27 protein-coding genes and 2 pseudogenes are annotated in these 21,170 nt (G+C 70.6%); 19 read left to right on the top strand and 10 right to left on the bottom strand.

What is annotated here, in order from left to right:
• The first annotated feature begins 285 nt into the window (after positions 1-285).
• Together ACIBI9_RS57785 and ACIBI9_RS57780 are read left to right on the top strand one after the other, a co-directional pair.
• Positions 286-1,704, top strand: coding sequence for an amidase (locus ACIBI9_RS57785; RefSeq protein ID WP_397235961.1), 1,419 nt, complete (start codon positions 286-288; stop codon positions 1,702-1,704).
• 146 nt (positions 1,705-1,850) lie between these two features.
• Complete coding sequence (locus ACIBI9_RS57780) at positions 1,851-2,003, top strand: hypothetical protein (RefSeq protein WP_397235959.1); 153 nt, start codon at positions 1,851-1,853, stop codon at positions 2,001-2,003.
• A 172-nt stretch (positions 2,004-2,175) separates the two neighbouring features.
• Here the strand turns inward: ACIBI9_RS57780 and ACIBI9_RS57775 are convergent, their stop codons facing one another.
• The 3 genes from ACIBI9_RS57775 to ACIBI9_RS57765 all read right to left on the bottom strand — a co-directional run bounded on the left by ACIBI9_RS57775 (position 2,176) and on the right by ACIBI9_RS57765 (position 5,459).
• Positions 2,176-3,183 carry a hypothetical protein gene (locus ACIBI9_RS57775; protein ID WP_397235957.1) on the bottom strand — a complete coding sequence of 336 codons (1,008 nt, stop codon included), beginning with the start codon at positions 3,181-3,183 and terminating at the stop codon, positions 2,176-2,178.
• A 274-nt stretch (positions 3,184-3,457) separates the two neighbouring features.
• Positions 3,458-5,059, bottom strand: coding sequence for a multicopper oxidase family protein (locus tag ACIBI9_RS57770; RefSeq protein ID WP_397235955.1), 1,602 nt, complete (start codon positions 5,057-5,059; stop codon positions 3,458-3,460).
• A complete protein-coding gene (locus ACIBI9_RS57765) occupies positions 5,052-5,459 on the bottom strand; it encodes a hypothetical protein (RefSeq protein ID WP_397235953.1) in 408 nt (135 codons plus the stop codon). Before ACIBI9_RS57765 ends, ACIBI9_RS57770 begins: the two co-directional genes overlap by 8 nt.
• A gap of 311 nt (positions 5,460-5,770) precedes the next feature.
• Here ACIBI9_RS57765 and ACIBI9_RS57760 point away from each other — a divergent pair.
• From ACIBI9_RS57760 to ACIBI9_RS57740, 5 genes and pseudogenes are all read left to right on the top strand, one after another.
• A pseudogene (locus ACIBI9_RS57760) lies at positions 5,771-5,932 on the top strand (DUF4158 domain-containing protein); the annotation flags it as partial.
• A gap of 40 nt (positions 5,933-5,972) precedes the next feature.
• Positions 5,973-6,242 carry a DUF4158 domain-containing protein gene (locus tag ACIBI9_RS57755; RefSeq protein ID WP_397235951.1) on the top strand — a complete coding sequence of 90 codons (270 nt, stop codon included), beginning with the start codon at positions 5,973-5,975 and terminating at the stop codon, positions 6,240-6,242.
• Positions 6,243-6,325: 83 nt separating this feature from the next.
• Positions 6,326-6,736 (top strand): hypothetical protein, encoded by a 411-nt coding sequence (locus ACIBI9_RS57750; protein WP_397235949.1) that lies wholly within the window; start codon positions 6,326-6,328, stop codon positions 6,734-6,736.
• A gap of 30 nt (positions 6,737-6,766) precedes the next feature.
• Positions 6,767-7,168, top strand: coding sequence for a hypothetical protein (locus ACIBI9_RS57745; RefSeq protein ID WP_397235947.1), 402 nt, complete (start codon positions 6,767-6,769; stop codon positions 7,166-7,168).
• A 183-nt stretch (positions 7,169-7,351) separates the two neighbouring features.
• Positions 7,352-7,702, top strand: coding sequence for a Tn3 family transposase (locus ACIBI9_RS57740; RefSeq protein WP_397235945.1), 351 nt, complete (start codon positions 7,352-7,354; stop codon positions 7,700-7,702).
• A gap of 103 nt (positions 7,703-7,805) precedes the next feature.
• Here ACIBI9_RS57740 and ACIBI9_RS57735 read toward each other — a convergent pair whose 3' ends face one another.
• Positions 7,806-8,453 (bottom strand): YdeI family protein, encoded by a 648-nt coding sequence (locus tag ACIBI9_RS57735; RefSeq protein ID WP_397235943.1) that lies wholly within the window; start codon positions 8,451-8,453, stop codon positions 7,806-7,808.
• 129 nt (positions 8,454-8,582) lie between these two features.
• Positions 8,583-9,032 (bottom strand): carboxymuconolactone decarboxylase family protein, encoded by a 450-nt coding sequence (locus ACIBI9_RS57730; protein ID WP_138720058.1) that lies wholly within the window; start codon positions 9,030-9,032, stop codon positions 8,583-8,585.
• Between the two features lie 175 nt (positions 9,033-9,207).
• Between ACIBI9_RS57730 and ACIBI9_RS57725 the strand changes: the two genes are divergently transcribed.
• From ACIBI9_RS57725 to ACIBI9_RS57700, 6 genes are all read left to right on the top strand, one after another.
• Positions 9,208-10,158 (top strand): helix-turn-helix transcriptional regulator, encoded by a 951-nt coding sequence (locus ACIBI9_RS57725; protein ID WP_397235941.1) that lies wholly within the window; start codon positions 9,208-9,210, stop codon positions 10,156-10,158.
• Positions 10,159-10,441: 283 nt separating this feature from the next.
• Positions 10,442-10,810 carry a helix-turn-helix domain-containing protein gene (locus ACIBI9_RS57720; RefSeq protein ID WP_397235939.1) on the top strand — a complete coding sequence of 123 codons (369 nt, stop codon included), beginning with the start codon at positions 10,442-10,444 and terminating at the stop codon, positions 10,808-10,810.
• Positions 10,719-10,949, top strand: coding sequence for a hypothetical protein (locus ACIBI9_RS57715; RefSeq protein WP_397235995.1), 231 nt, complete (start codon positions 10,719-10,721; stop codon positions 10,947-10,949). Before ACIBI9_RS57720 ends, ACIBI9_RS57715 begins: the two co-directional genes overlap by 92 nt.
• Positions 10,950-11,461: 512 nt before the next feature.
• Complete coding sequence (locus ACIBI9_RS57710; RefSeq protein ID WP_397235937.1) at positions 11,462-11,896, top strand: ester cyclase; 435 nt, start codon at positions 11,462-11,464, stop codon at positions 11,894-11,896.
• A 70-nt stretch (positions 11,897-11,966) separates the two neighbouring features.
• Positions 11,967-12,293 (top strand): hypothetical protein, encoded by a 327-nt coding sequence (locus ACIBI9_RS57705; RefSeq protein WP_397235935.1) that lies wholly within the window; start codon positions 11,967-11,969, stop codon positions 12,291-12,293.
• A gap of 82 nt (positions 12,294-12,375) precedes the next feature.
• Positions 12,376-12,690 carry an SCO4225 family membrane protein gene (locus ACIBI9_RS57700; RefSeq protein WP_397235933.1) on the top strand — a complete coding sequence of 105 codons (315 nt, stop codon included), beginning with the start codon at positions 12,376-12,378 and terminating at the stop codon, positions 12,688-12,690.
• A gap of 16 nt (positions 12,691-12,706) precedes the next feature.
• Here the strand turns inward: ACIBI9_RS57700 and ACIBI9_RS57695 are convergent, their stop codons facing one another.
• Entirely contained in the window at positions 12,707-13,684 is a 978-nt protein-coding gene (locus ACIBI9_RS57695; protein WP_397235931.1) for an NmrA/HSCARG family protein, read from the bottom strand.
• A gap of 100 nt (positions 13,685-13,784) precedes the next feature.
• On the opposite strand from ACIBI9_RS57695, the gene ACIBI9_RS57690 reads away from it, so the two are divergent.
• Positions 13,785-14,606 (top strand): helix-turn-helix transcriptional regulator, encoded by an 822-nt coding sequence (locus ACIBI9_RS57690; RefSeq protein WP_397235929.1) that lies wholly within the window; start codon positions 13,785-13,787, stop codon positions 14,604-14,606.
• Here ACIBI9_RS57690 and ACIBI9_RS57685 read toward each other — a convergent pair.
• Both ACIBI9_RS57685 and ACIBI9_RS57680 read right to left on the bottom strand, forming a co-directional pair.
• Positions 14,603-16,009 (bottom strand): MDR family MFS transporter, encoded by a 1,407-nt coding sequence (locus tag ACIBI9_RS57685; protein ID WP_397235927.1) that lies wholly within the window; start codon positions 16,007-16,009, stop codon positions 14,603-14,605. The two genes, ACIBI9_RS57690 and ACIBI9_RS57685, sit on opposite strands and share 4 nt — an antisense overlap.
• Positions 16,010-16,014: 5 nt before the next feature.
• Complete coding sequence (locus tag ACIBI9_RS57680; protein ID WP_397235925.1) at positions 16,015-16,173, bottom strand: FAD-dependent oxidoreductase; 159 nt, start codon at positions 16,171-16,173, stop codon at positions 16,015-16,017.
• A 59-nt stretch (positions 16,174-16,232) separates the two neighbouring features.
• Here ACIBI9_RS57680 and ACIBI9_RS57675 point away from each other — a divergent pair, with 59 nt between their 5' ends.
• Together ACIBI9_RS57675 and ACIBI9_RS57670 are read left to right on the top strand one after the other, a co-directional pair.
• On the top strand, positions 16,233-16,661 hold the full coding sequence (locus ACIBI9_RS57675; RefSeq protein WP_397235923.1) for a MerR family transcriptional regulator: 429 nt from the start codon (positions 16,233-16,235) through the stop codon (positions 16,659-16,661).
• A gap of 202 nt (positions 16,662-16,863) precedes the next feature.
• Positions 16,864-17,106, top strand: coding sequence for a dihydrofolate reductase family protein (locus tag ACIBI9_RS57670; protein WP_397235921.1), 243 nt, complete (start codon positions 16,864-16,866; stop codon positions 17,104-17,106).
• On the opposite strand, the gene ACIBI9_RS57665 is transcribed toward ACIBI9_RS57670, so the two are convergent.
• Together ACIBI9_RS57665 and ACIBI9_RS57660 are read right to left on the bottom strand one after the other, a co-directional pair.
• On the bottom strand, positions 17,103-18,017 hold the full coding sequence (locus ACIBI9_RS57665; RefSeq protein ID WP_397235919.1) for a DUF6891 domain-containing protein: 915 nt from the start codon (positions 18,015-18,017) through the stop codon (positions 17,103-17,105). The genes ACIBI9_RS57670 and ACIBI9_RS57665 overlap by 4 nt on opposite strands.
• 26 nt (positions 18,018-18,043) lie before the next feature.
• Positions 18,044-19,072, bottom strand: coding sequence for a methyltransferase (locus ACIBI9_RS57660; RefSeq protein ID WP_397235918.1), 1,029 nt, complete (start codon positions 19,070-19,072; stop codon positions 18,044-18,046).
• Positions 19,073-19,078: 6 nt separating this feature from the next.
• On the opposite strand from ACIBI9_RS57660, the pseudogene ACIBI9_RS57655 reads away from it, so the two are divergent.
• From ACIBI9_RS57655 to ACIBI9_RS57645, 3 genes and pseudogenes are all read left to right on the top strand, one after another.
• Positions 19,079-20,101 (top strand): annotated as a pseudogene (locus tag ACIBI9_RS57655) (FAD-dependent monooxygenase); the annotation flags it as partial.
• Positions 20,102-20,134: 33 nt separating this feature from the next.
• Positions 20,135-20,623, top strand: a complete 489-nt coding sequence (locus ACIBI9_RS57650; protein ID WP_397235993.1) for a hypothetical protein — start codon at positions 20,135-20,137, stop codon at positions 20,621-20,623.
• Positions 20,580-21,170 (top strand): TetR/AcrR family transcriptional regulator, encoded by a 591-nt coding sequence (locus ACIBI9_RS57645; protein WP_397235991.1) that lies wholly within the window; start codon positions 20,580-20,582, stop codon positions 21,168-21,170. The genes ACIBI9_RS57650 and ACIBI9_RS57645 overlap by 44 nt, the downstream gene beginning before the upstream one ends.

Genomic DNA, 21,170 nt, shown 5'->3' with positions numbered 1-21,170 from the left:
CCGTATCGACCAGCTGCTGGTCGAAAGCATGCGCTGACGCCGCCCGGTAGGCCGGGTTCGGCCCCCTCAGGGGTGAGCACGACTGCCCGGCCATCGGGTCGAACCAGGGAGGGGACAGGCGAACACAGTTCGAGACGTCTCCTCGAGCGTGACCGCAAACAAGCGTCCACGAGCTGGACCGGCATCTCGACATCTGGGCGGCTGACACAGACCGTAAACACAAGACTGCAATTTTGTGACGATGCCCCCTAGATTCCTCGGCGCGGCAACCGAAGAAGGGGTGCAATGTCGGAAATATGGGAGATGTCCGCCTGGGAGCTGGCGCGCCAGATCCAGGCTCGCACGGTGTCGAGCCGCGAGGTGGTCGAGGCGCATCTGCGGCGGATCGCCGAGGTCAACCCCTGGGTGAACGCGGTCACCGTCGTCCTGGCCGAGCAGGCGCTGCAGGCGGCGGACGCGGCCGACCGGGCCATGGGCTCGGGCGCGCCGGTCGGCCCGCTGTGCGGGGTTCCGGTGACCGTGAAGGAGAACATCGACGTCGCGGGATCAGCCACGACGCTGGGCATCGTCCCGCTGCGTGAAGCGGTCGCCGCCGCGGACGCGCCGCACATCGCCGAGCTGCGCGCGGCCGGGGCCATCCCGATCGGGCGGACCAACATGCCGGAGTTCGGCATGCGCTGGCACACCGACAACGAGCTGCGCGGCGCCACCCGTAACCCGTGGTCGGCCGCGCACACGCCCGGCGGCTCCAGCGGCGGCGACGCCGTGGCCGTGGCGACCGGTATGGCGGCGCTGGGGCTGGGCAACGACGGGGGCGGCTCGCTGCGCTGGCCCGCCCAGTGCTGCGGCGTCGCCGCGTTGAAGCCGTCGCTGGGGCGCGTGGCCCAGGTCGGCCTGCCGGCCGGCACGGGCGGTCCGCCCCAGCCGACGCCGTTCGGGTTCCAGCTGCTGGCCGTGCACGGGCCGATCGCCCGGAGCGTACGGGACCTGCGCCTGGCCTTCACACACATGTGCGCGGACCACGGCGGGGACCCCTGGCACGCGCCGGTGCCCCTGCACGGTCCCCCGGTTCCCGCACCCGTGCGGGTCTGGCTCGCCACCGACCCGGACGGCCCCGATCTGGACCCCGGCGTCGCGGCCGCCCTGCGCCAGGCGGCGGAGCGGCTCTCCGACGCGGGGTACGTCGTGACGGAGGGCCGGCCCCCGGCCCTGGTACGGGCCGGAGAGATCTACACGCAGCTCTTGTCCGCCTACGGCCGGGTGCACGAAGTGCAGCCGCCGGTCGAGTCGGTGGCTTCCGAGGGGTTCGTCCGTTTCTGGGCGGAGTACGAGCCGCACTGGAACCGGGCGGCCGGCCAGGCGGCCTTCGATCCCATGATGGAACGCGCCGCGATCGCGCGTGCCTGGATGGCGTGGATGAGCCAGGCTCCGCTCGTCCTCGCGCCGATCTGCACCGACCCGGCCTTCGCCGTGGGATCCGACCTCGACGCCGACCGACTCGCTCGGTGGCCGGCATCCCTGCGCATGGCGTGGACCGTCAACCTCCTGGGGCTTCCAGCGGTGGCCGTCCCCACGGGTCTGGCCGAGGGGCTGCCTCAGGGCGTCCAGATCATCGGGCCGCGCTTCCGTGAGGACCTGTGCCTGGACGCCGCCGAGGCGATCGAGGCCCGCACTCCTCCGCTGACCCCGATCGCCCCGCGCTAGCCGCCGGGAGGACTTATCGGCCACAACGCCGCCCTCCGCCAGGTCGGCAGCCGCCTGGTCGAAATCCTGCACGGCTGCCTCAAACCAGCACCACCTACGACCAGGCAACCGCATGCTGTACCGCCAACACGGCCTCGCGGCTGCGCGTGATCAACGACGGCGCCACCGTCCGGCCTGCCCCCGGCCCGCGACGGGGCGCCGGGCTGGACGACCTGGCGGCGCGGGCCGCGGAGAGCGGTCGGCTGGTGGCCGCGTCACGGGGCGATCGCTTCGTGCTGACCGCCGACGTCCCCGCCTGAGCACCGGCGTCGCCACCGTCACGTGCGCGCTGCGGAGACGCCAGAAATGCGGGCGTGGCGGCGCGTGGGTGTGGGGCGAGCGCGAGTGCGGCTGACCGTGGTGTGTCGGCCTGCATGAGTGCGCCCGTCGGTGGTGTGGCCTGCGTGGTGCGGCAGCCCAGGTGGAGGTGGTTCAGGCGGTGATGTCGGCTTCGATGTGGGTGACGGCGGCCATGGCGCCGTAGGCAAGAAGGAAGATGGTGCAGTGGTCGCTGAAGCGGCGGTCGGTGGCGCGCCAGGCGGCGACGTGCTCGTCGGTGATGGCGTGCGGCGCGAGGCCGGCGAGGATCGCGACCCGGGCCCCCGCGCGCTCGTCTGGTGTCAGGCCCGCCAGCGGGCGGTCGAGCCAGTCGCCGACCGGCAGTCGGCGGCCCCGGTGCTCGGCGATCACCTCAGCCGTCACGTCCGCGGCCTCAGGGGTCAGCAGGCCGGCGCCCTGGGCGGCGGTGGCGGCGAGGGCGGCGTACGCGGTGCCGATCGGGCGATCGGCGGCCCACGACGGGATCGGTGCGGTGGGCAGGCCGTCCAGGAGGGGGAGTGTGGCGCCGGGGCGCAGGTCCTGGTCGAGCGGGCGCAGGACGGGGGCGCCGTCGAAGGGCGGTTCGTCGTCGGGGTTGAGGGTGCCGGGGGTCAGCCCGGCGGGCAGCATGGCGGCCGCGACCCGGTCGACGAAGTGCGTGAACAAGAGCGTACCGAGGAATTCGGCGGCTTCGGGACCGGCGGGGAACGGGCGCCGCAGTGGCTCCCGGTCGGCCACGCCGGTGGAGGCGGACCAGTCCAGCAGGGCGGCGAGCCTGGCGTCGGCGGGCGCGTCGCCGCGTTCGATGGTGTCGGCCAGCCGCGCCTCGCCCAGCAGGCGCAGCACCGACAGGAACGCCTGGATGTCGTAGTTGAGGTCGTTGGCCTGCGCAGCACCCAGCGCCACGACAGCCTTCTCCAGCGCCGGGACGTCGCCGGCCAGCTGGCTCTCGCGCATGAGCGACCAGCCCGCGGCCATGAGCTCGGGGGAGGGCGACACCATCATCACGGCCGGGCCGATGCTGCTGAACTCGGCGTTGACCTGCGCGTACACCTCCCGCACCACGCCGCGGGCGCGGTGCGGGAGGACGGGGGTGATGTGCCGTACCAGGGTCGATGACATGGGGCGATGCCTTTCTTCGGGTGAGATGTCGAGCATCGCGGCCTGGGCATGGTGGTGTCGTCGTCCCGGCGACGTCACCCCCCGATACTCCCTGGGGGGTATCGGGGAGCGCGGCTACGTTGGGTGGAGTACGGACGGCCACGCGTCTTCTCAGGGCAAGCCTGCGGTGCGTTGCTGGTGTGGTTTGAAGGCCCGGTTGGGCTGCTTCCCGAATCCGGCGAAGGTGGCCGCTCCGATGATGACGATGCCGGGGTCGGCACCCGTGGGTGATGCTCTAGATGATCTCGAGGTTGGCCATCATGCCCATGTCCTCGTGTTCGGCGTTGTGGCAGTGGAAGAGGTAACGGCCGCGGTAGCCGTCGAACCGGGTGATGATCTCCACGGCTTCGCCGGGTCGCAGCGAGACGGTGTCCTTGAGCCCCGCGTCGTGGGCCAGTGGTGCTCTGCCGCTGCGCGAGAGCACGCGGAAGCCGACCAGGTGCAGGTGGACGGGATGGTGGACGTCGGCGACGAGCCGCCAGACCTCGACGTCGCCGAGCCGGGCCGTGACATCGGTACGGGCGGGGTCGAACGGCAGGCCGCCGATGAGCCAGCCGTGGCCCGCGTGCATCTGCCCGGCGCGGAAGGAGAAGTCGCGCACCCTGACGGCGTCCGAACGCCGCCAATCCGGCAGGTCGGTGGACAGCGTGCGGGGGACGCGGCTGTCGTCGGCGGCCTTGCGGGCGACGCGGAAGGCCATCACGTCCCGGGTACGGCCGGAGCCAAGCCGGTTGATCAACCTGACGAGGCTACCGGTCGGGACGCCGGAGAAGTCGATGATCACGTCGTAGCGTTCGGCGGGTGCGATCGGCAGCAGCCGGTGGGTGACCGGGGCGGCGAGGAGTCCCTGGTCGGCGCCGATCTGGACGAGGTCGAGGCGGCGTCCGTCGTCGGTGACCGCTTCGAGTTCGTAGTGGCGGGCGTTGGAGGCGTTGAGGACGCGCAGCCGGTAGCGGGCCGCGTCGACCTCGTGCACGGGCCACGGCGCGCCGTTGACCAGGATGACGTCGCCGAGGACCCCGGCGAGATACGGCTCGCGGACGCCGGGCCGTACGCGCAGGGTGGAGTCGAGGGCGGGGTAGGCGAGGCTGCCGTCGGCGGCGAACGTCCGGTCGGCGATCATGAGGAGCAGCTCGCGCGGACCGGCGGGCAGGCCGAGGGCGTCCTCGGCGTCGTCGCGGATGATGTGCAGCCCTGCCAGGCCGCGCCAGATCGCGGGGGCGGTGAAGTCCATCCGGTGGTCGTGGTACCACAGCAGCGTGGGCCGCTGGTCCAGCGGGAACGTGTAGTCCCTCGTCAGCTCGGTCACCACGGCCCTCGGGTCGTGCATGCCATGCTCGGAGCCGTGCCCCATGTGCATGGAGTGCTCCTGCCAGCCCTCGGGCAGGACGAGGTCGGTCGGGTACCCGTCGGAGGCTGCCGGAGTCCGGCCGCCGTGCAGGTGCACGACCGTAGGGACGGGCAGCTCGTTGCGGTGTGACACGGTGACCGGCCGGCCGCGGCGCGACTCGATCGTCGGCCCCGGGAAGGTCCCGTTGTACGTCCACAGCGGTGTCCTGACACCGGGCAGGATCTCCGCACTCGCTTCGCGCTGGGTGATCTCGTAACGGTCGACCCCGCCGGAGGTGCTGACCGGCTTCAGCACGGCGGGCATCGGCAGCGGCACCTGGAACGGGGGCGGTAGCGGTACGGCGCTGCGCAACTCGGCACCGGTGATCGGCGGGCGCCGGGCCAGCGCGGCCGAGGCCGACAGCCCGGTGGCCGCCATCAGCCCGAGCGCCCCGCCGATGCCCAGAACCCCCCGCCGGGTCAGGCCCCGCGCATCGTGCTCACGCATTGTGGACCTCCCGCCGCGACAAGGGCCGGCGCCAGACGGCGATGAACAGCACGACGAGCGCGGCGACGGTCATCACACCCAACGGGATGTGCAACCACAGCGCGCCGTCCAACCCGGCGAAGTACTGCACCGTCTCGGCCGCCACCACCGCCATCGTGGCCACGAACGGCCAGGCCTGACGCAGCCGAATCCACACCACGATCGCGACGATCACCTGCAGGTAGCCGATGGAGGTGACCACGTCGGCGCCGACCGCGTGCCAGCGCAGGCTGTCGAAGTCACCGGTCAGATAAACCCCGGCGAACACCGGCTGGCCGACGATCGCCGCCGTGTGCGCGCTGACGACGGCCCGCAGTGTCCACCCCGTCGATGTCGTCCGAGGCGCGGCCATGGTGAGCATGCGATATCCCTCCTCACTTAGTTCTCGCTTTCGCGAGCGGCCTTGACACTATGGCTCGCGAGTTATCTTGTCTAAGATCAATATCGCTATGCTGCTATGTGTCGGGAGGCATGATGGAGCTGAGCAGGTTCCTGGTGGTGGCGCGGGCTGGAACACCTCAGCCGAGCGGCCGACGAGTTGGGGCCCCGGTAGTCCTGGCCGAAAAACAACGGATAATCGCTGACCTGGAGTGATGCGGGGTCAGTGTCGGGCGTTCTGATCACCACCGTTACGGTTCGTACCGTTTGTCTGGTACGTCGTGGAGGTGGACGGTGTCGACGCGGTTGTTCTCCGAGGATCAGCTGGAGCAGCTGCGGTCGTTCCCCGACATCGGCCGGGATGATCTGATCCGGTTCTTCACGCTGACGCCGGCTGATGTCGCGTTCATCGACCCGGGCCACGGGCGGGGTGCAACGGACCGCCTGGGGCTTGCTGTCCAGCTATGTACGTTGCCGTGGCCTGGGTTCGTGCCGGATGAGGTGGGCTCGGCGCCGCCGGGTGGCGGTGGCCCGGCTGGCGGAGCGGCTGGGTGTGGACCCGGCGGTGCTGGAGGAGTACGGCAGGCGAGAGCAGACCCGGACCGATCACCTGCGGTCGGTCGTGAAGTATCTGGGATGGGTGCATGCCTCGCCGGGCAGCGCGGCGTTCAAGGAGCTGGAGCAGTTCCTACTGAACCGGGCGATGGAGCACGACTCGCCGACGCTGTTGTTCAACCTGGCGCGTGAGTACCTGATCGCGGCGTAGGTGATCCGGCCGGGTGTGGTCACCTTCATGGAGATGGTCGGGACGGCGCGTAAGGCGGCCACCGACCTCACCCATGAGATCTGTTGACCGAGCAGGTCTGTAGCGATCTGGATCGGATGCTGGCGGTGGATGTCGGGCGGGGCATGACACCGCTGGCCTGGCTGACGACCCCGGCGGTGGAGGCGGCGGTCAATTCGGTGAAGGCGACCATCGAGAAGCTGGAGTGGCTGCGCGGCATGGACGCGCATCTGCTGGATTTGTCGGCGTTGCCGACGGAGCGGCGCCGGTTCCTGGCGACGGTGGGCCGCCGGTCCACCAACCAGGCGCTGGAGCGCCGCGATCCAGAGCGTCGGTATCCACTCCTGTTTGCGGTGGCGGCGCAGTCGGCGGTGGACCTGCTGGATGAGGTCGTCGCGTTGTTCGACCAGACGGTGTCGGCTCGGGAGTCGCGGGCCAAGACCAAGCCCGATGAGGCGCTGGTCGAGCGGGCGTAGAAGGGTGAGACCCGCCAGCTGCTGATGCATGTGATCCTGCCTGTGCTGGCCGACCCGTCGATCCCCGACGAGCAGGTCGGTGGCCTGCTGCGGGAGCGGATCGGGATGAGCAGGCTACGGGAGACGGTGGCGGGCGAGTGGCGGCCGCTCCCCAAGGACCACGGCCGCCTGCCGGCAATGCACGCCTCTTATTCCTGCCTGCGGCAGTTCACCCCGAACGCGCTGGCGGCGATCGATTTCCAGGGCGGCCCAGGCGCCGCCGATCTGATGGCCGCGGTGGCCATCTTGAAGAAGCTGAACACCGGCGGTGGCCGGAAGGTGCCTGAGGACGCGCCGACCTCATTCGTTCCGGCCCGGTACGCCGACTACCTGGACAAGGCCCGCAAGACCGGGGACGACACCTCATTCCGCCACTACTGGGAGCTGTGGTGATCTTGGGCCTGCGGGACGGGCTCCGGTCCGGGGACATCTTCGTGCCGGGATCGCGCCGGTACGCCGACCCGTCGACCTACCTGTACACCCGAGCAGTGGCAGCCCAGCCAGGCCGCGTTCTGCACGCTGGCCGGCAAACCCGCCGACGCCGGTGAGGCGATCGTCCAGGGTAAGGAGGAGGGCATGCGGCGTCCCCGCGACGTCTTGGCCTGGGCGATGGAGTGGTACGTACGCGAGGGCACGCTGCGCGAGGTCAACACCTGCATCATCAACCACCATCACGGTCTGGAGCTGGCAGGAGTGTTCGGCGGCGGCACCATGTCCACCTCCGACGGGCAGCGCTTCCCGGTGCGCGGCAAGTCGACCACCGCCCGGGATGTGCCTGATGAGCAGCTGGCCCACATCTCCCCGGCCCACAGCAAGAACGTCAACTTCTTCGGCGTCATCACCGTCGACGTCGAGCTCGCCAAACTTGACGGAGGCGGCTGGCGCCCCTTGCGCCCGGCCGCTGTTGAGCCGAGCCTGCGCCCATGACGGGTTCTTGGGGGGCTGGGTAAGGTTCCGGTTCTGGCCGAACGCCGTGCCGCCATGTGCGTGGGCTTGGAGGAGCGAGGCGGGGAGAGGAGTGGTCCGGCGTTCAACTGCCGAGGGCGCGCTTTTGTGGGTGGATCGTCTCGCCGCGGGCGAGCATGTCAACGAACTGGGTGATACGGCGGGCTCGGGTCTCGGCGCGTTTGGCGTTCGTGATCCGATAGAGAATGGCGTAGCGGTTTTGGGAGGTGAGGATGTCGAACATCGCTTGTGCCTGGGGCTTCGCGGCCAATGCGGCGGCCAGGTCGGCTGGTACCTCGATGCCGGCTTGTCCCGCGTAGGCCGTGTCCCAGCGGCCGTCGGCCTTGGCGCGTTCGACCTCGGTCATTCCGGCCGGATGCATCCGGCCCTCGCTGATCAGACGGGTGACGATGGAAACGTTCCGCGCTGACCAGGTACTTTGCCTTCCGCGAGGGGTGAAGCGCCGGCAGAAGGTGATCTCATCCCGCCGTCGTAGCTGACCATCGATCCAGCCGTGGCACAGGGCTTCGTCGAGCGCCTGGTCATAGGTCAGGCTGGTGGGCCGGGTCGTGTTCTGCTTGGCGAGGACTAGCCACACCCCTGCCGAGCTGTCGTGGTGCCTGCTGAGCCACTCCCGCCAGGCTCGGGCATCGGTAACGGTCAGTTCCAGTAGTTCGTTGCTCATCGTCATGTGCCCCTGGTGATCATCAAAGGGATGGTTGTCGGCGGTCACCCGAAGGTGGGAGCCCAGGATGGGGGCCTGCCGGAAGTGGCGCTGGATCGGTCAGCGGTGGAGCTGGCCGATCACGTCCTTCGCCACGTCGACCACCGCGGCCTCTGGACGGATGACGCCCGCCCGCCTTCACCAGGTCTTGCCGGCCTGCTCCCGGATCGTGTGGTTGATCCGGTTGAAGAAGTTGGTGATTGCGATGTTCAGGATGATCGCGGACATCTGGTTCTCGTCGAAATGGGTGGCAGCACCGTCCCAGATCTCGTCGGTCACGCCCGGCGCGCCGTCCTGGATCCGGGTGGCGGCCTCGGTCAGCGCGAGCGCTGCCCGCTCCTCCTCGGTGAAGAACGGGGTCTCGCGCCAGGTGACCACGTTGTGCAGCCGCTCCTCGGTCTCTCCGTGCTTCTTCGCCGACTGGACTCCGGCGAACACACACGGGCTGCAGCCGTTGATCTGGCTGGCCCGCAGATGGACCAGCTCGAGCACGAGCGGGTCGACGCCACCGGCGTGAATCGCCTTGTGGAGATGCTGGATCGCTGTGATCACGTCGGGATTCGCCACGCTCTTCATGCGTGCTTCCATGGGTCCTGCCCCTCGTCGGTTACGTGCGCCCATCCGGGCCCGTCATCTAACGCACCTTGGCGGAGGTCATCGTCGTCGTAATGGACTTTTCGGCCGAGGAGTTCTCGGTCATGCCGGCGACGTTACGGCATGACCCGGTCAGAAACGGTCCTGGTTATCGAGCAGACTGTTAGCCATGGTCAACACCTCGGCGCGGCTGCTGCGGCTGCTGTCTTTGCTGTCAACGCGGCAGTCCTGGACGTGCGCTGATCTGGCCGCCCAGCTGGAGATCACCGAACGGACGGTTCGCCGGGACATCGCCCGGCTACGCGAACTCGGCTACGGCATCGAATCGGAGATGGGCCCATGGGGCGGCTACCACCTCGGGCCCGGAACCAGCATTCCGCCACTGATCCTTGACGAGGAGGAGGCCCTCGCGGTCGCTGTCGGGCTGCGCACCGCCGCCTTCAGCGGAGTCTCCGGCAGCGACCAGGCAGCCCTGTCGGCGCTGCTGAAACTACGCCAGGTGCTGCCGGCCAGGATCGCCGGCCGGCTCGGCGAGTTGGACGCCGCGTTCACCCACACCGCACGACCCGACGACAGCCAGATCTCCCCCGCGCTGCTGCTCGACCTGGCCACCGCGTGCCGGCGAGGCGAACGCACCCAGTTGACCTACCGCGACCGGGCCGGAACGACGTCCACCCGCCGAGTGGACCCATACCGGCTCATCTACACCGGCCGCCGCTGGTATCTCCTCGCCTACGACCTGACGCGGCAGGACTGGCGCACCTTCCGTACTGATCGCATCATCGATGCCACAGCCACCGGGCAGGCCACTGCCCTGCCCGACCCGCCAGATCCAGCACAGATGGTCGGCACGGGCATCGCGCTGAGGCCCTACCCGGTGCGGGTGACCATCCGCCTGGCCGTACCGGCCGATGAGGCCCGCAGGCTGGTGCCACCAACGGTCGGCGTCCACCATCCGGACGGCGATGACGCCACGATCATCGACATCGGCGGGCCAGACGCCGACGGCCTGGCCCGCTACCTGCTCAGCCTCGGCCGACCACTCCAGATACTGCACCCGGAAGAGGTCCGCCAGGCATTCCTCACCCGCACACAACAACTCCTCAAGGACAACCAGTAACACAAACACCCACCGATCGCCGACACGGCTACCTGCTTGACTGTCTCAATCGAGGTTCGCTCGACGAGACACGCCGCACTGCCGGTCCGCGAAGACGCGACCTGCGGAAACGCTGTCTCAGATAGGTGGTCCGCGAAGCTGTCCGGTGATGGGGGCTAAACCGTACGCTTTCGGGGTGGGAGAACTGATCGGCTAAGCCAGATGCTCGACCGTCCTGCATCATGCTGGCCGTGTGCGCCGAATTTGAAGCCGACCTGCGGAAGATGCGCACCCCCGCGAGGGCATGGCCATCGCCCGTTCCCGCGGCAAGCTCAAGGGCAAACAGCCCAAGCTCACCGCCCGTCAGCAAGCCGAGCTGGTGCGGATGCACGCCACCGGCGACTACACCATCGCCGATCTCATGGAGGTCTTCTCCATCGGTCGCGCCACCCTCTACCGCACCAAGACGATGGGGACGACGAGCGCAGGTCAGCGATATCCGTTGGTTTTTCGGCCAGGACCACCGGGACCCCGAGTTTCGCGTCGCCGAGCCGTACCATCGCCCGCTTGGAGAGCGAAAAATGGGCACGCCGCTGCCCGATCGCAGCGGCCGGCTCCGGCTGAACGACACGGGCGAGCTCTTCCGTCGTTACGTCGAACGCTTTCTCGGTGACCTCGACGCGGGCCGGCGAGCCGTTCAGCTGCTTGATGAGGCGGTGTGGGAGGCCACGTCACTCGATCATCCGCTGGCGGGGCCGCACGTCGGTGGGCATCGACGAACTCGCCTACCAGCCTTTCTTCAGCGCCCGTAAGGGGCACTGGCAGCGCCGGCTCTCGATCGGCTCTTCGCCACCAGAGGCCTCACACCGAAGATCGTCTGTGAAGGCGACGAGCCCAGCGCCATCACCGAGATCGGCGCGGGGTTCGGCATCGGTCTCGTCCCCCCTCGCGGTTGACAGCCCCCCGTCGACCGCTGCCGTCGGTGGTGAGGGTGGCGCCGGGGGCATTGAGTACGACAAGGGTGACGCGGTCGGGCGGCGCCATTCGACCACTTCATGCGTTCGGGCCGCTGCCTCGATGAGCGGAGCACCGCCCGCGTGCGGAGCGGCGTTGCTGCTCATCCGGGTCGCCGCACCGGCGCCCTTGGCGCACCAACGACCGCGAGCTGGGCCGCGTCCACCGGGTCGCCCTGTCGGGCCCCGCCGGACCACCGAGCTTGATGGCCCGCCGACCGCGTAACTCGGCGACGCGCCGGCCTCACAATCCGAGGGGCTATCTGGTCGGTAACTACAGAGACGCCGGTTTCACCCTAAGGAGAGGCGACATGTCAACAGCTCAGGAAGCGCGCAACAAGGAGACGTACCACCGCTTCCACGAGGCCGTCAACAGCGGCGATCTGGAGATCATCTCGAAGGCGATCGACGAGTACATTCACCCGGACGGGCGCTTCCACCCGGCGCAGCAGACTGACGTGACGGCGGTGCAGGCGCAAAAGCGCATATGGGCGATCCTGCTGCGGGCGTTCCCCGACATTCACGTGACGGTCGAGGACCTGCTCGCCGAGGGAGACAAGATCGTCGCTCGGCAGACGGTCACCGGGACCAACTCCGGCGAATACCGGGGCATGCCCCCGACCGGCAAATCCGTCACCTACAACGAGATCTTCATCGCCCGCTTCGCCGACGGCCGGATCACCGACATCTGGGGAGTCGTGGACGTCTACTCGCAGCTGCAGCAACTCGGCCACATCCAGGCGTAGTACCTCGTCGGCCCACCGATGATGGGCGCCGCAGATCCGGGGTGGCGGGGGTGCTGGAGTCGGCCGAGATGTGCTGTTCGACTCGGTCGAGCAGGTGTGCATGGACAGCCGGCACCGCGGCCGCGTGGTGCTCGTGGGTGACGCGGCCTGGTGCGTGACGGTGTATGCGGGGATGGGCGCCTCGAGCGGGATGGCCGGCGCCGAACTGCTGGGCATCATGCCGGCCCGCCACCCCGGCAGCGTGCCGCGGGCGCTTGCCGAATGGGCGGTGGCGGACCAACGGCAAGGCGGCCCGGATGAAGGACATGGACCTCTCCCACCCCGGCTTCGCCCTTCATCCGGCCCCGCCACGTCGTACACACTGACCAGCCCCGGGTCCTGGCCGGGCGCGACATGAAGTGCCGAGGAGGGTAGGCGGCCGTGCGTCCGTGGAAGGATCGTGGGTGGACGCCGTGGTCTCCCTTGAAGGACGTGGTCGGATGCGCCGTTACACGAACGGCAAGGTCGCGGCTGTGCTCGCCGTCGTCTACGCCGCTCTCGTGCTGGTTCTCGGCGTGATCTCGCTGGTGATCCTGCTGACGGTGCGGGATCCGATCCTGCTGACCGGCGTCGCGCTCATCGGCGTCACCTTTCCCCTCGGATGGCTGATCTGGTGGGGATGGGAGGACCTGGTGCCGCCTCATATCGCGAACCCGGTGCTGCTCACCGTGGTCCTGTCCGGCGCCGGTCTGCTGCAGGCGTGGCTGATCTGGCGGATCTTCCGGGGGCGGCCGGTCCCCGGAGACGGAGCGTGAGCGCGCGACCAGGCCGTCAGATCGCGGCCGCGATCTGGTCGCGGTGCTCGTTCAGCCAGTCGTCGAGAGAGCGCAGCCGGGGGTTGAGCTCGCGTACCAGGTCGAGGTCGCGTACGCCGGTGAAGTAGGCGGACGCCTCGGAGTAGAACTCGAACATGTTGCCGATCTCGACCGCGCCCGGGAAGCCGGCGGCCCGCATCTGGTCGTAGGTCAGCGGCGCGTAGGTCACCGGCTCACCGAGCAGCGTGGTGAACTTCTCCGCGAGCTCCTTGCCGCCCGCGTGCTCCCCGGCGATGCTCACGGTGCGGCCGACGAACTCCGGGCCCCGCCGGAAGATGCCGAGCGCGGTGCGGCCGATGTCCTCGGCGGCGATCAGGGACATCGGGTTGCCCGCCATGGGCAGCGTCAGCACGAGGCGGCCGCTCGCGTCGCGGTGCGGGCCCTGTCCCTGGAGGAAGGCCTCGTAGTAGAAGGTGCTCTGCAGGAACGTGGTCGGCACGCCCAGAGCGGTGAAGGCCGCGTTGGCCTCGGCCTTGGCGTCGAAGTGCGGCACCGCGTACTCCCCGAGCAGCTTCGGCACCTGGCGGCCCAGGTGCGCGAAGTGCGGCCGGGTGTCCTCGAGCGTGGACCACACGACGTGCCGGAGCGCGGCGGACCTGGCGGCGCGGGCGGCCGCGTGCGCCTGGTCGATCTCCATGCGGGCGGCATCGCGCGCGGCCTCCTGCTCGGGGGTGCGCCGGGCCCAGAAGTTGGTCACGACGTACGCGCCCCAGGCCCCGGCGAAGGCGTGATGCACGCTGTCCTCGTCGTCGAGGTCGGCGTACACGATCTCGGCGCCCTGCTCGGCCAGGGCGCGGGCCTGCGCGGAGTCGGTGTCGCGGGTGAGGGCGCGGACGGTGAACGGCCCGTCGGGGTCGGCGAGGACGGCGCGGACCAGGCCGCCGCCCTGCGCTCCGGTGGCCCCGACCACAGCGATGATCTTCTTGTCGGTCATGCCTCCACCCTGGCGGCGTTCCCGCGCGGGCGCCTGCCCCTGTCCTGGGTACCCATGCCAGGGGATGGGAGCAGCCGGCGGATGTGGCGACAATGGGGGCATGGGAGAGCAGCTGGGGGAGTTCCTTCGCGCCCGCCGTGCCGCGCTGACGCCCGAGGCCGGCGGCGTGCCGACCTACGGCACGCCGCGCCGGGTGCCGGGCCTGCGCCGCGACGAGGTGGCGCAGCTGGCCGGGATCAGCGTCAACTACTACACGCGCCTGGAGCAGGGCGAGAGCCATCAGATGTCCGACTCGGTGCTGGAGGCGCTGGGCAACGCCTTCCAGCTGACCGCCGATGAGCGCATGCACCTGGTACGGCTCGCCCGCCCCGAACAGGTCCAGGTGGCGCGCCGTCCCTACGGCCCCGAGCAGCTCCGCCCGTCGGTGCTGGCGCTGGCGGAGGGGGTCACCGACCAGGCGGTGATCATCCTCGGCAGGTACTTCGACCTGCTCGGGGGCAACCGGCTCGGCTACGCGCTGTACGGCCTGAACCCCGGCCAGCGGGTGAACCTGGCGAAGATGATGTTCCTCGACCCAGCCATGCGCGACCTGTATCCCGACTGGGAGACGCACGCGGACGAGGTCGCCGCCTACCTGCGCATGGCCACCGGCGACATGCCGGACGATCCCCTGCTGGCCGAGCTGATCGGCGAGCTGAGCATCAAGAGCCCCGACTTCACCCGCGTCTGGGGCGCCCAGCGGGTCGCCGAGTGCACCTATGCGGCGCGGCGGGTCCACCACCCCCTCGTCGGGCCGCTGGAGCTCAACGAGGAGACCATGCGCGTGCCGGACGACCCCGGCCAGCGGATCATGTTCCTCGGCGCGGCACCCGGGACGGACACCGCCGAGCGCCTGCGGCTGCTCGACTCGCTGAGCTCCTAGCCGCGGGGCGACGGCAGCAGGACCATCAGCGCCACCAGGACGGCCGCCGCCGGTGCGCCCCAGAACAGGACGTCGGGGATGGCCGCCGCCGTCGCCGCCGGACTCGGAGCGCGGCCCTGGAGCTCCCGGGTCAGGAGGTTGCCGAAGATCGCCACGCCGAGCGAGAGTCCCAGCCCGCGAACGGACACCGTGGCCGAGGTGGTGGCGGCCAGATCCGCGGGGGAGGCCGCGTTCTGCGCGAGGACGACCAGGTTCTGCATGAGCAGCCCGAAGCCGGCCCCCAGCACGCCGATCCCCACGGCGAGCACGACGTACGGACTGCCGGGCTCCAGGCGGCTCAGCAGCGCGAATCCCAGCACCGCGATCACCGACCCGGCGATCAGGTACGGCTTGAACCGGCCGCCGACGCGGGCGCCGGCCAGGAACGAGACCGCCATGAACGTCAGGACGTACGGATTGAGCGCCAGGCCCGCCTGGGTCGCGCCCATCCCGTACGCGGCCTGCAGGTAGGTCGGCAGGTAGACGATCGAACCGCCGAGCAGCGCGCCCAGCAGCGCGGTGGCCGGCAGCGCGACCCGCAGGACCGGGCCGGCCAGCAGGCGCGGCGGCAGCAGCGGGTTCGCCGCCCGCCGCTCCCACCAGACGAACAGGCCCAGCAGCACGGCGAAGGCCGCGACCAGGGCGAGGATCACACCGGAGGTCCACGCGTGGGTCCGGCCGCCCCACTCGGCCACCAGCAGCAGGGCCACGATCGCGCCCGCGATCAGCGCGGCCCCCGGCAGGTCGACCCTGCCGTCCCCGCCGGGCCTGGGCAGGCGCAGCGCGTACGCGGTGAGCGCCACGCTGAGCAGGCCGAGCGGCAGGTTGACGTAGAAGATCCAGCGCCAGCCCCAGGCGTCGGTGATCGCGCCGCCGGCCAGCGGGCCGCCCACGCTGGCCAGGGCGAAGACGCCGCCGGTGAAGCCCTGGACCCGGCTGCGCAGATGCTGCGGGTACAGCTCCGACAGGGCGATCGTGGGTAGCACGAACAGCGCGCCGGCGCCGACGCCCTGCACGGTCCTGGCGGCGATCAGCTGGGGGATCGTCTGGGCCAGGCCGCACAGCGCGGAGCCGGCGACGAAGACGGCGATCGCGGCGATGAAGACCGGGCGGCGGCCGAACCGGTCGCTGACGCGGCCGTAGAGGGCGCCGGTCGCGGTGGAGGCCAGGACGTAGGAGGTGACGATCCAGCCGATGGCGTCCAGGCCGCCGAGGTCGGCGGCGATGTCGGGCAGGGCGATGGCCACCACCGTCTGGTCCAGGACCGACAGCAGCATGCCGATCAGGAGGCCGGCCGTGGCCAGGGGCAGGTTGCCCGCCCTGGGCGGGGCACCGGAAGTGGTCGGCGTGAGGTCGGCGGTCATGGTGCTCAGCTCCTTTCCCGGGTCAGGAAGTTGTGGACGGGGCCGGTCGGGGCGTTGCGGCCCTGCCCGGCGTCGAGCAGGAGCACCGTACGGTGGACCCGCCCCAGGGTCAGGGCCGCGGCCATACCGGCCGGGCCAGCGCCGACGATGACGGCGTCGAACATCTCTGCCTCCAAAGCGATGATCGCTTGACGTGGAGACAACTCTGCAAGTTAATGTCAACATGAGGTCAAGCGAGTTCATGCAGATCGGAGAGCTGGCCGAGCGGTTCGATCTCGCGCCGCACGTCCTGCGCCACTGGGAGGCGATGGGCCTGCTCACTCCGGCCGCCCGGGTGAGCGGCCGCCGCCGCTACACCCGCGACCACGTCATCCGCGTCCTGACGATCATCCGCGCCAAGGCGGCAGGGATGAGCCTGGATCAGATCCGGGAGATGCTCGGCGCCTGCGGCCAGGCCGAACGCCAGGCGCTCCTGCAGCGCCATCACGCCGAGCTGGAGGAGCGGCAGCGGGAGATCGCGGCGTCCAAGGCGCTGATCGAGCACCTCATGCAGTGCACGGCGGACGACTTCACCCAGTGCCCCGACTACCGGCGCATCGTGGAAGGCGCGGCCGGGCTCCACGACCACGGCGGGGACGAGTGCCTGGTCTGAGCGGACACGCACTCGATCAACACCCCTCGGCCCGGAAGGAAGCACCTCGTGCGCACGTTCAAACTCCAGGTCCAGATGACCGTCGACGGCTACATGGCGGGCCCGAACGGCGAGATGGACTGGCTGTCCTTCCCGTGGACCGACGACATCAACGCCTACATCGACGCGCTCACCGACCCCGTCGAAGAAGTCCATCGACAAGATGAACAACACGCCCAAGGTCGTCATCTCCGACACCCTCACCGAGTCGCCCTGGGAGAACGCCGTGGTCGCGGGCGGCGAACTCGCCGAGATCGTCAACGGGCTCAAGGCCCGGCCGGGCGGTGACCTGATCGCCTACGGCGGCGGCACGCTCGTCTCGAGCCTGATCGCCCGGGGGCTCCTCGACGAGCTCCACCTGTTCGTCAACCCGGTCGCCAACGGCGCCGGAATGCCGGCGGCCTAGCCGACGAGGCGTCTGCGCCAGTCCAGCGGCGTGACGGTGATGGCCTGCAGGGGGTCGCCGTTCCATTCCACCGGCAGCCCGCTCTCCTGGAGCGCCGCCACGACCTCGCGGCCGACGGAAGTCGCCGTGGATCCGTCGAACGTGCCGTACAGGAGCGTCAGCCCGTGGCCCCGGGCGGCGGCGTCCGTGCACTGCGAATGGAAGTAGACGAAGCCGCGGGCGTCCACCGCGCCTGCCGCGCCGATCTCCGCGTCACCGCATGAACGGCAGCAGGCGAAGTCCTCCCGGGCCGTGATGCCTGCCTGCTCCAGCGCCGTGAAGGCGCGGGCGAGCCGCTCGGGGTCGGTCTCGCCTGTCCAGGCGGCCTGTTCCTCGACGCGCTCCAGCCACATCCGGTCGGCCAACTGCCACGCCTGCTCGCGCGACACCGGCCGGTGCTCGCCGGAGACGAGATATTCCTCCGCGAGCTCCGCCAGTTGCGCCCGCGTGGCGTAACCGCCGGCCAGCACCTCGCGCAGGCGCGTTACGAGCCGCCCACGCGCGTCGTCGTCAAGGTCGAGCGGGGGAGGAGGGGCCGGGGCCGGCCCCAGGTCCAGCGGCGCCCAGTCCAGGCCGAACCCCCAATCGTGCTCCTGGAGTGCCCAGCCGGTCATGGCGGCGATCACTGGCTCGGGGGCGCCGACCGTCACCTGGAAGTGCTGGTCGGGGCCGCCGTCGCGGTGCTCCAGCGTGTAGTCGCCGCCCGCTTCGTGCCACACCTGGATGAAAACGTCAGGCAGGTCCGGGATCCGCTGGATGACCAGGAACCTGTCGCCGTCTTCGCCGATCCGGTGGACCAGGCCGGCAAGCTCCTGCGTGGTGACCCGGATGTGCCGTTGCCCGTTCTCCGTCTGCACCGTGATCGCAAGCATGCCGCCCACTCTGGCACAGGCCGTCGTCAGGTGGTGGGGACGCACTCGATGATGGTGTGCCACGGCGGCATGTCGTGCACGGCGGCGACCCGCAGCCCGGCGGACGCGGCCAGGGTCCGGTAGTCGTCGATGGTCCGTTCCCGGCCGCCGGTCAGGACCAGCATCCGCAGGTTCATCTCCGCGAACATGGCCGGATCGACCTCCGAGGTGCTGGGCGACTCGAGGATCAGCACCCGGCCGCGCGGGCCCGCCGCGGTGGCGCAGCGGCGCAGGATGGCGGTCGCCTCGGCGTCGGCCCAGTCGTGCAGCACCCGGTTGAGCACGTACGCGTCGGCGCCGGTGGGCAGTTCGTCGAAGAAGCTCCGCGCGACCGTCTCGCACCGGTCGGCCAGCCCGCACTCGGCCAGGAACTGCTGCCCGCGCGAGACGGTGTCCGGCAGGTCGATCAGCACCCCGCTCAGGCCCTTGTGGCGCAGCAGCAGCTCGGCCAGCAGCTTCCCGGTGCCGCCGCCGACGTCGGCGACCCGGGTCAGCGCCGGCCAGTCGTAGCCCTCCGCCACCTCGCGGCCCCCGGCGTTGGCGGCCATCGTCGCGTCGAAGGACGCGCTCAGCTCGGGGTCGGCGTCGAGATAGTGCCAGAACGGTGCCCCGAACACCGCCGGCCAGGCCGGCCGGCCGGTCCGCACGGTGTCCTGCAGGCCGGTGAAGGCCAGGTCCATCCGGCCGCCGAACCCGTCCAGGTCCAGCCACCGCCACGCCGCGGACGGGTGGTCCCGGCGCAGCAGGGCGGCCGTCGCGTTCACCGCGAACGCGCCGGGTCGGGGCTCGGCGAACACGCCGCGGCCGACGAGGTGGCGCAGCACCCGGCCCAGCGCGTCCGGGTCGGCGCCGGCGCGGGCGGCCAGGTCGTCGAGGTCCGAGCCGTCCTCGTCCACCAGATCGGGCAGTCGCAGGGTCACGGCCACCCGGAGGGCCATGGGGGTGATCAGGTCCATCAGCGGCGTCAGGGCCCGCCATGCGGCGGTCGCGTCCAGGGCGGCGTCGTCGATTGTCATGCGCCTATGATGCGCCCCAGATTACGAATCTACATTGTAAAGGGCCCCACCGGGGTGGCCCTGGCCGTTCACCTGGCCCTGCACCACATTCCCGTCCGGGTCATCGACGCCGCCCCCGGCCCGGCCACCACCTCCCGTGCCCTCGGCCTGCAGCCGCGCGGCGTCGAGGTGCTGGAGCGGATCGGCGCGCTCGGGGATCTGCCGGAGCGCTCGCAGTCCTCCCTCAACATGTCCTACAACGAGGGATCTCGTACGGTGCTGCGGCTCCACGTCGGCCAGGCCGTCGCGGACCAGCCCAAGCAGACGCTGCTGATCTCCCAGGCCGAGATCGAAGGCGCGCTGCGGCGACGTCTGGCCGACCTGGGCGGCACCGTGGAGTGGGGGACCAGGCTGATGGCGGCCCGGCAGGACGCCGCCGGCGTCACCGTCACCGTTCAGACGGCCGACGGCGCCGAAGAGCACCTCGAGGCCCACTGACTGGTCGGCTGCGACGGAGCGCACAGCACGGTGCGCAAGCTCGCCGGGATCGGCTTTCCGGGTCGCAAGCTGCTCGAACGGCTGCTCATGGTCGACGTACGGGCCCAGTGGCCCTTCGACAAGAACGGCAGCACGACCTGGATGGAGGCCGGCCACATGCTCTCGGTCACCGCGCTGCCCGGCGACACGTGGCGGGTGTTCACCGAGCCGCCGCCCGGCCTGCCGGACCAACTGTCGGACGGTGAGATCGCCGAGAGGGTGCTGGGGGAGTTCTCCCGCCGCAGCGGCGTCGGGCTCGACTCGGTCACCGATGTCTGCTGGGCGTCGGAGTTCCGGATCCATCGCCGGCTCGCCGACGCCTATCGCCGGGGCCGGATCCTGCTGGCGGGTGACGCGGCGCATATCCAGAGTCCCACGGGCGGCCAGGGGCAGAACACCGGCCTGGGCGACGCGGAGAACCTGGGCTGGAAGCTGGCGCTGGTCGCCCGCGGCCGCGCCGATCAGCGGCTGCTGGACACCTATGAAGGCGAACGCCGCCCGCTGGCCCGTAACGTCCTGCGTGCCACCAGCACCGCGGTGGACATCATGCTGCCGCACACGCCGTGGAAGCGCCTGGTCCGCGACAGGGTCGTGCTGCCGGTCGTCCCGCTGCCGGCCGTGCAGCGCAGGCTGTGGCTGGCCGCCTCCCAGCTGGGCATCAGCTACCGGGGCGGGCCGCTGGCTCCGGCCGTGCACCGGTGGATGCCGGGCCTGCGTCCGGGTGACCGGATGCCCGATCTCGCGTGCCGGGGTCTCGACGGTGGCCGGACCATGCTGCACGCCGCGATCGGCGGGCGCTGGGTGGTGCTCGCCGGCGAGATGGACGTCGCCGTCCGGCACGCCCGGGTGGCCGCCGAGCAGCTGGGTGAGGAGATGGTGGTCGCGCTCACGCCGGTCGAGCCGTACTCGCGGGAGGTGGTGTTGATCCGTCCCGACGGGCACATCGGTTGGCGTGGCCGTCCGGCACCCGACAGACTGATGGCATGGCTAAATCAGGTGCTGTGGCCGGCTAGAACGCCATGGTCGCCCGCGTGATCCGGAAAACGACGCCGCGATCCTGGATGCGGCGTTGGACCTGCTGATCGAGCGCGGCGCGGCGGGCACCGGCATCGAGGCGGTCGCCCAGCGCGCCGGTGTGGCGAAGCTGACCGTCTATCGGCGCTGGCGGTCGAAGGAGGATCTCCTGATGGCCGCGCTGGAGCACGCCCGCAGCCCCGACACGGACGCGCCGCCGGTCGGGCAGTCGATCGAGGACCTGGTGGAGTCGGTCGCCGAGCTCCTCAGCCGTCCCCGGTTCCGGGCGCTGATGGCGCGGGTGATCGGTGCCTCGGTCGACTATCCGGAGCTGGTGACCGCCTACACCAGGCGGTTCCTGCAGCCGCGGCTGGAGGCGGTGGCCGAGACCGCGCGGCGGGCGGTCGAGGCCGGCCAGTTCCCGCCCCACACCGATCCCGGGGTCATTCAGGACGTTCTGGCCAGTTCCATCGGATCCGTGCTGCTCCAGCGGGCGGAGGAGGTGACCGCGGAGCAGGTCGGGCGCAGGTTGCGCGTCCTGCTCCGCCACGTCGGATACCGGCCGTGA

The sequence above is a fragment of the Nonomuraea sp. NPDC050451 genome, assembly GCF_044458585.1.
This window is presented reverse-complemented; position numbering and strand designations above follow the sequence as displayed.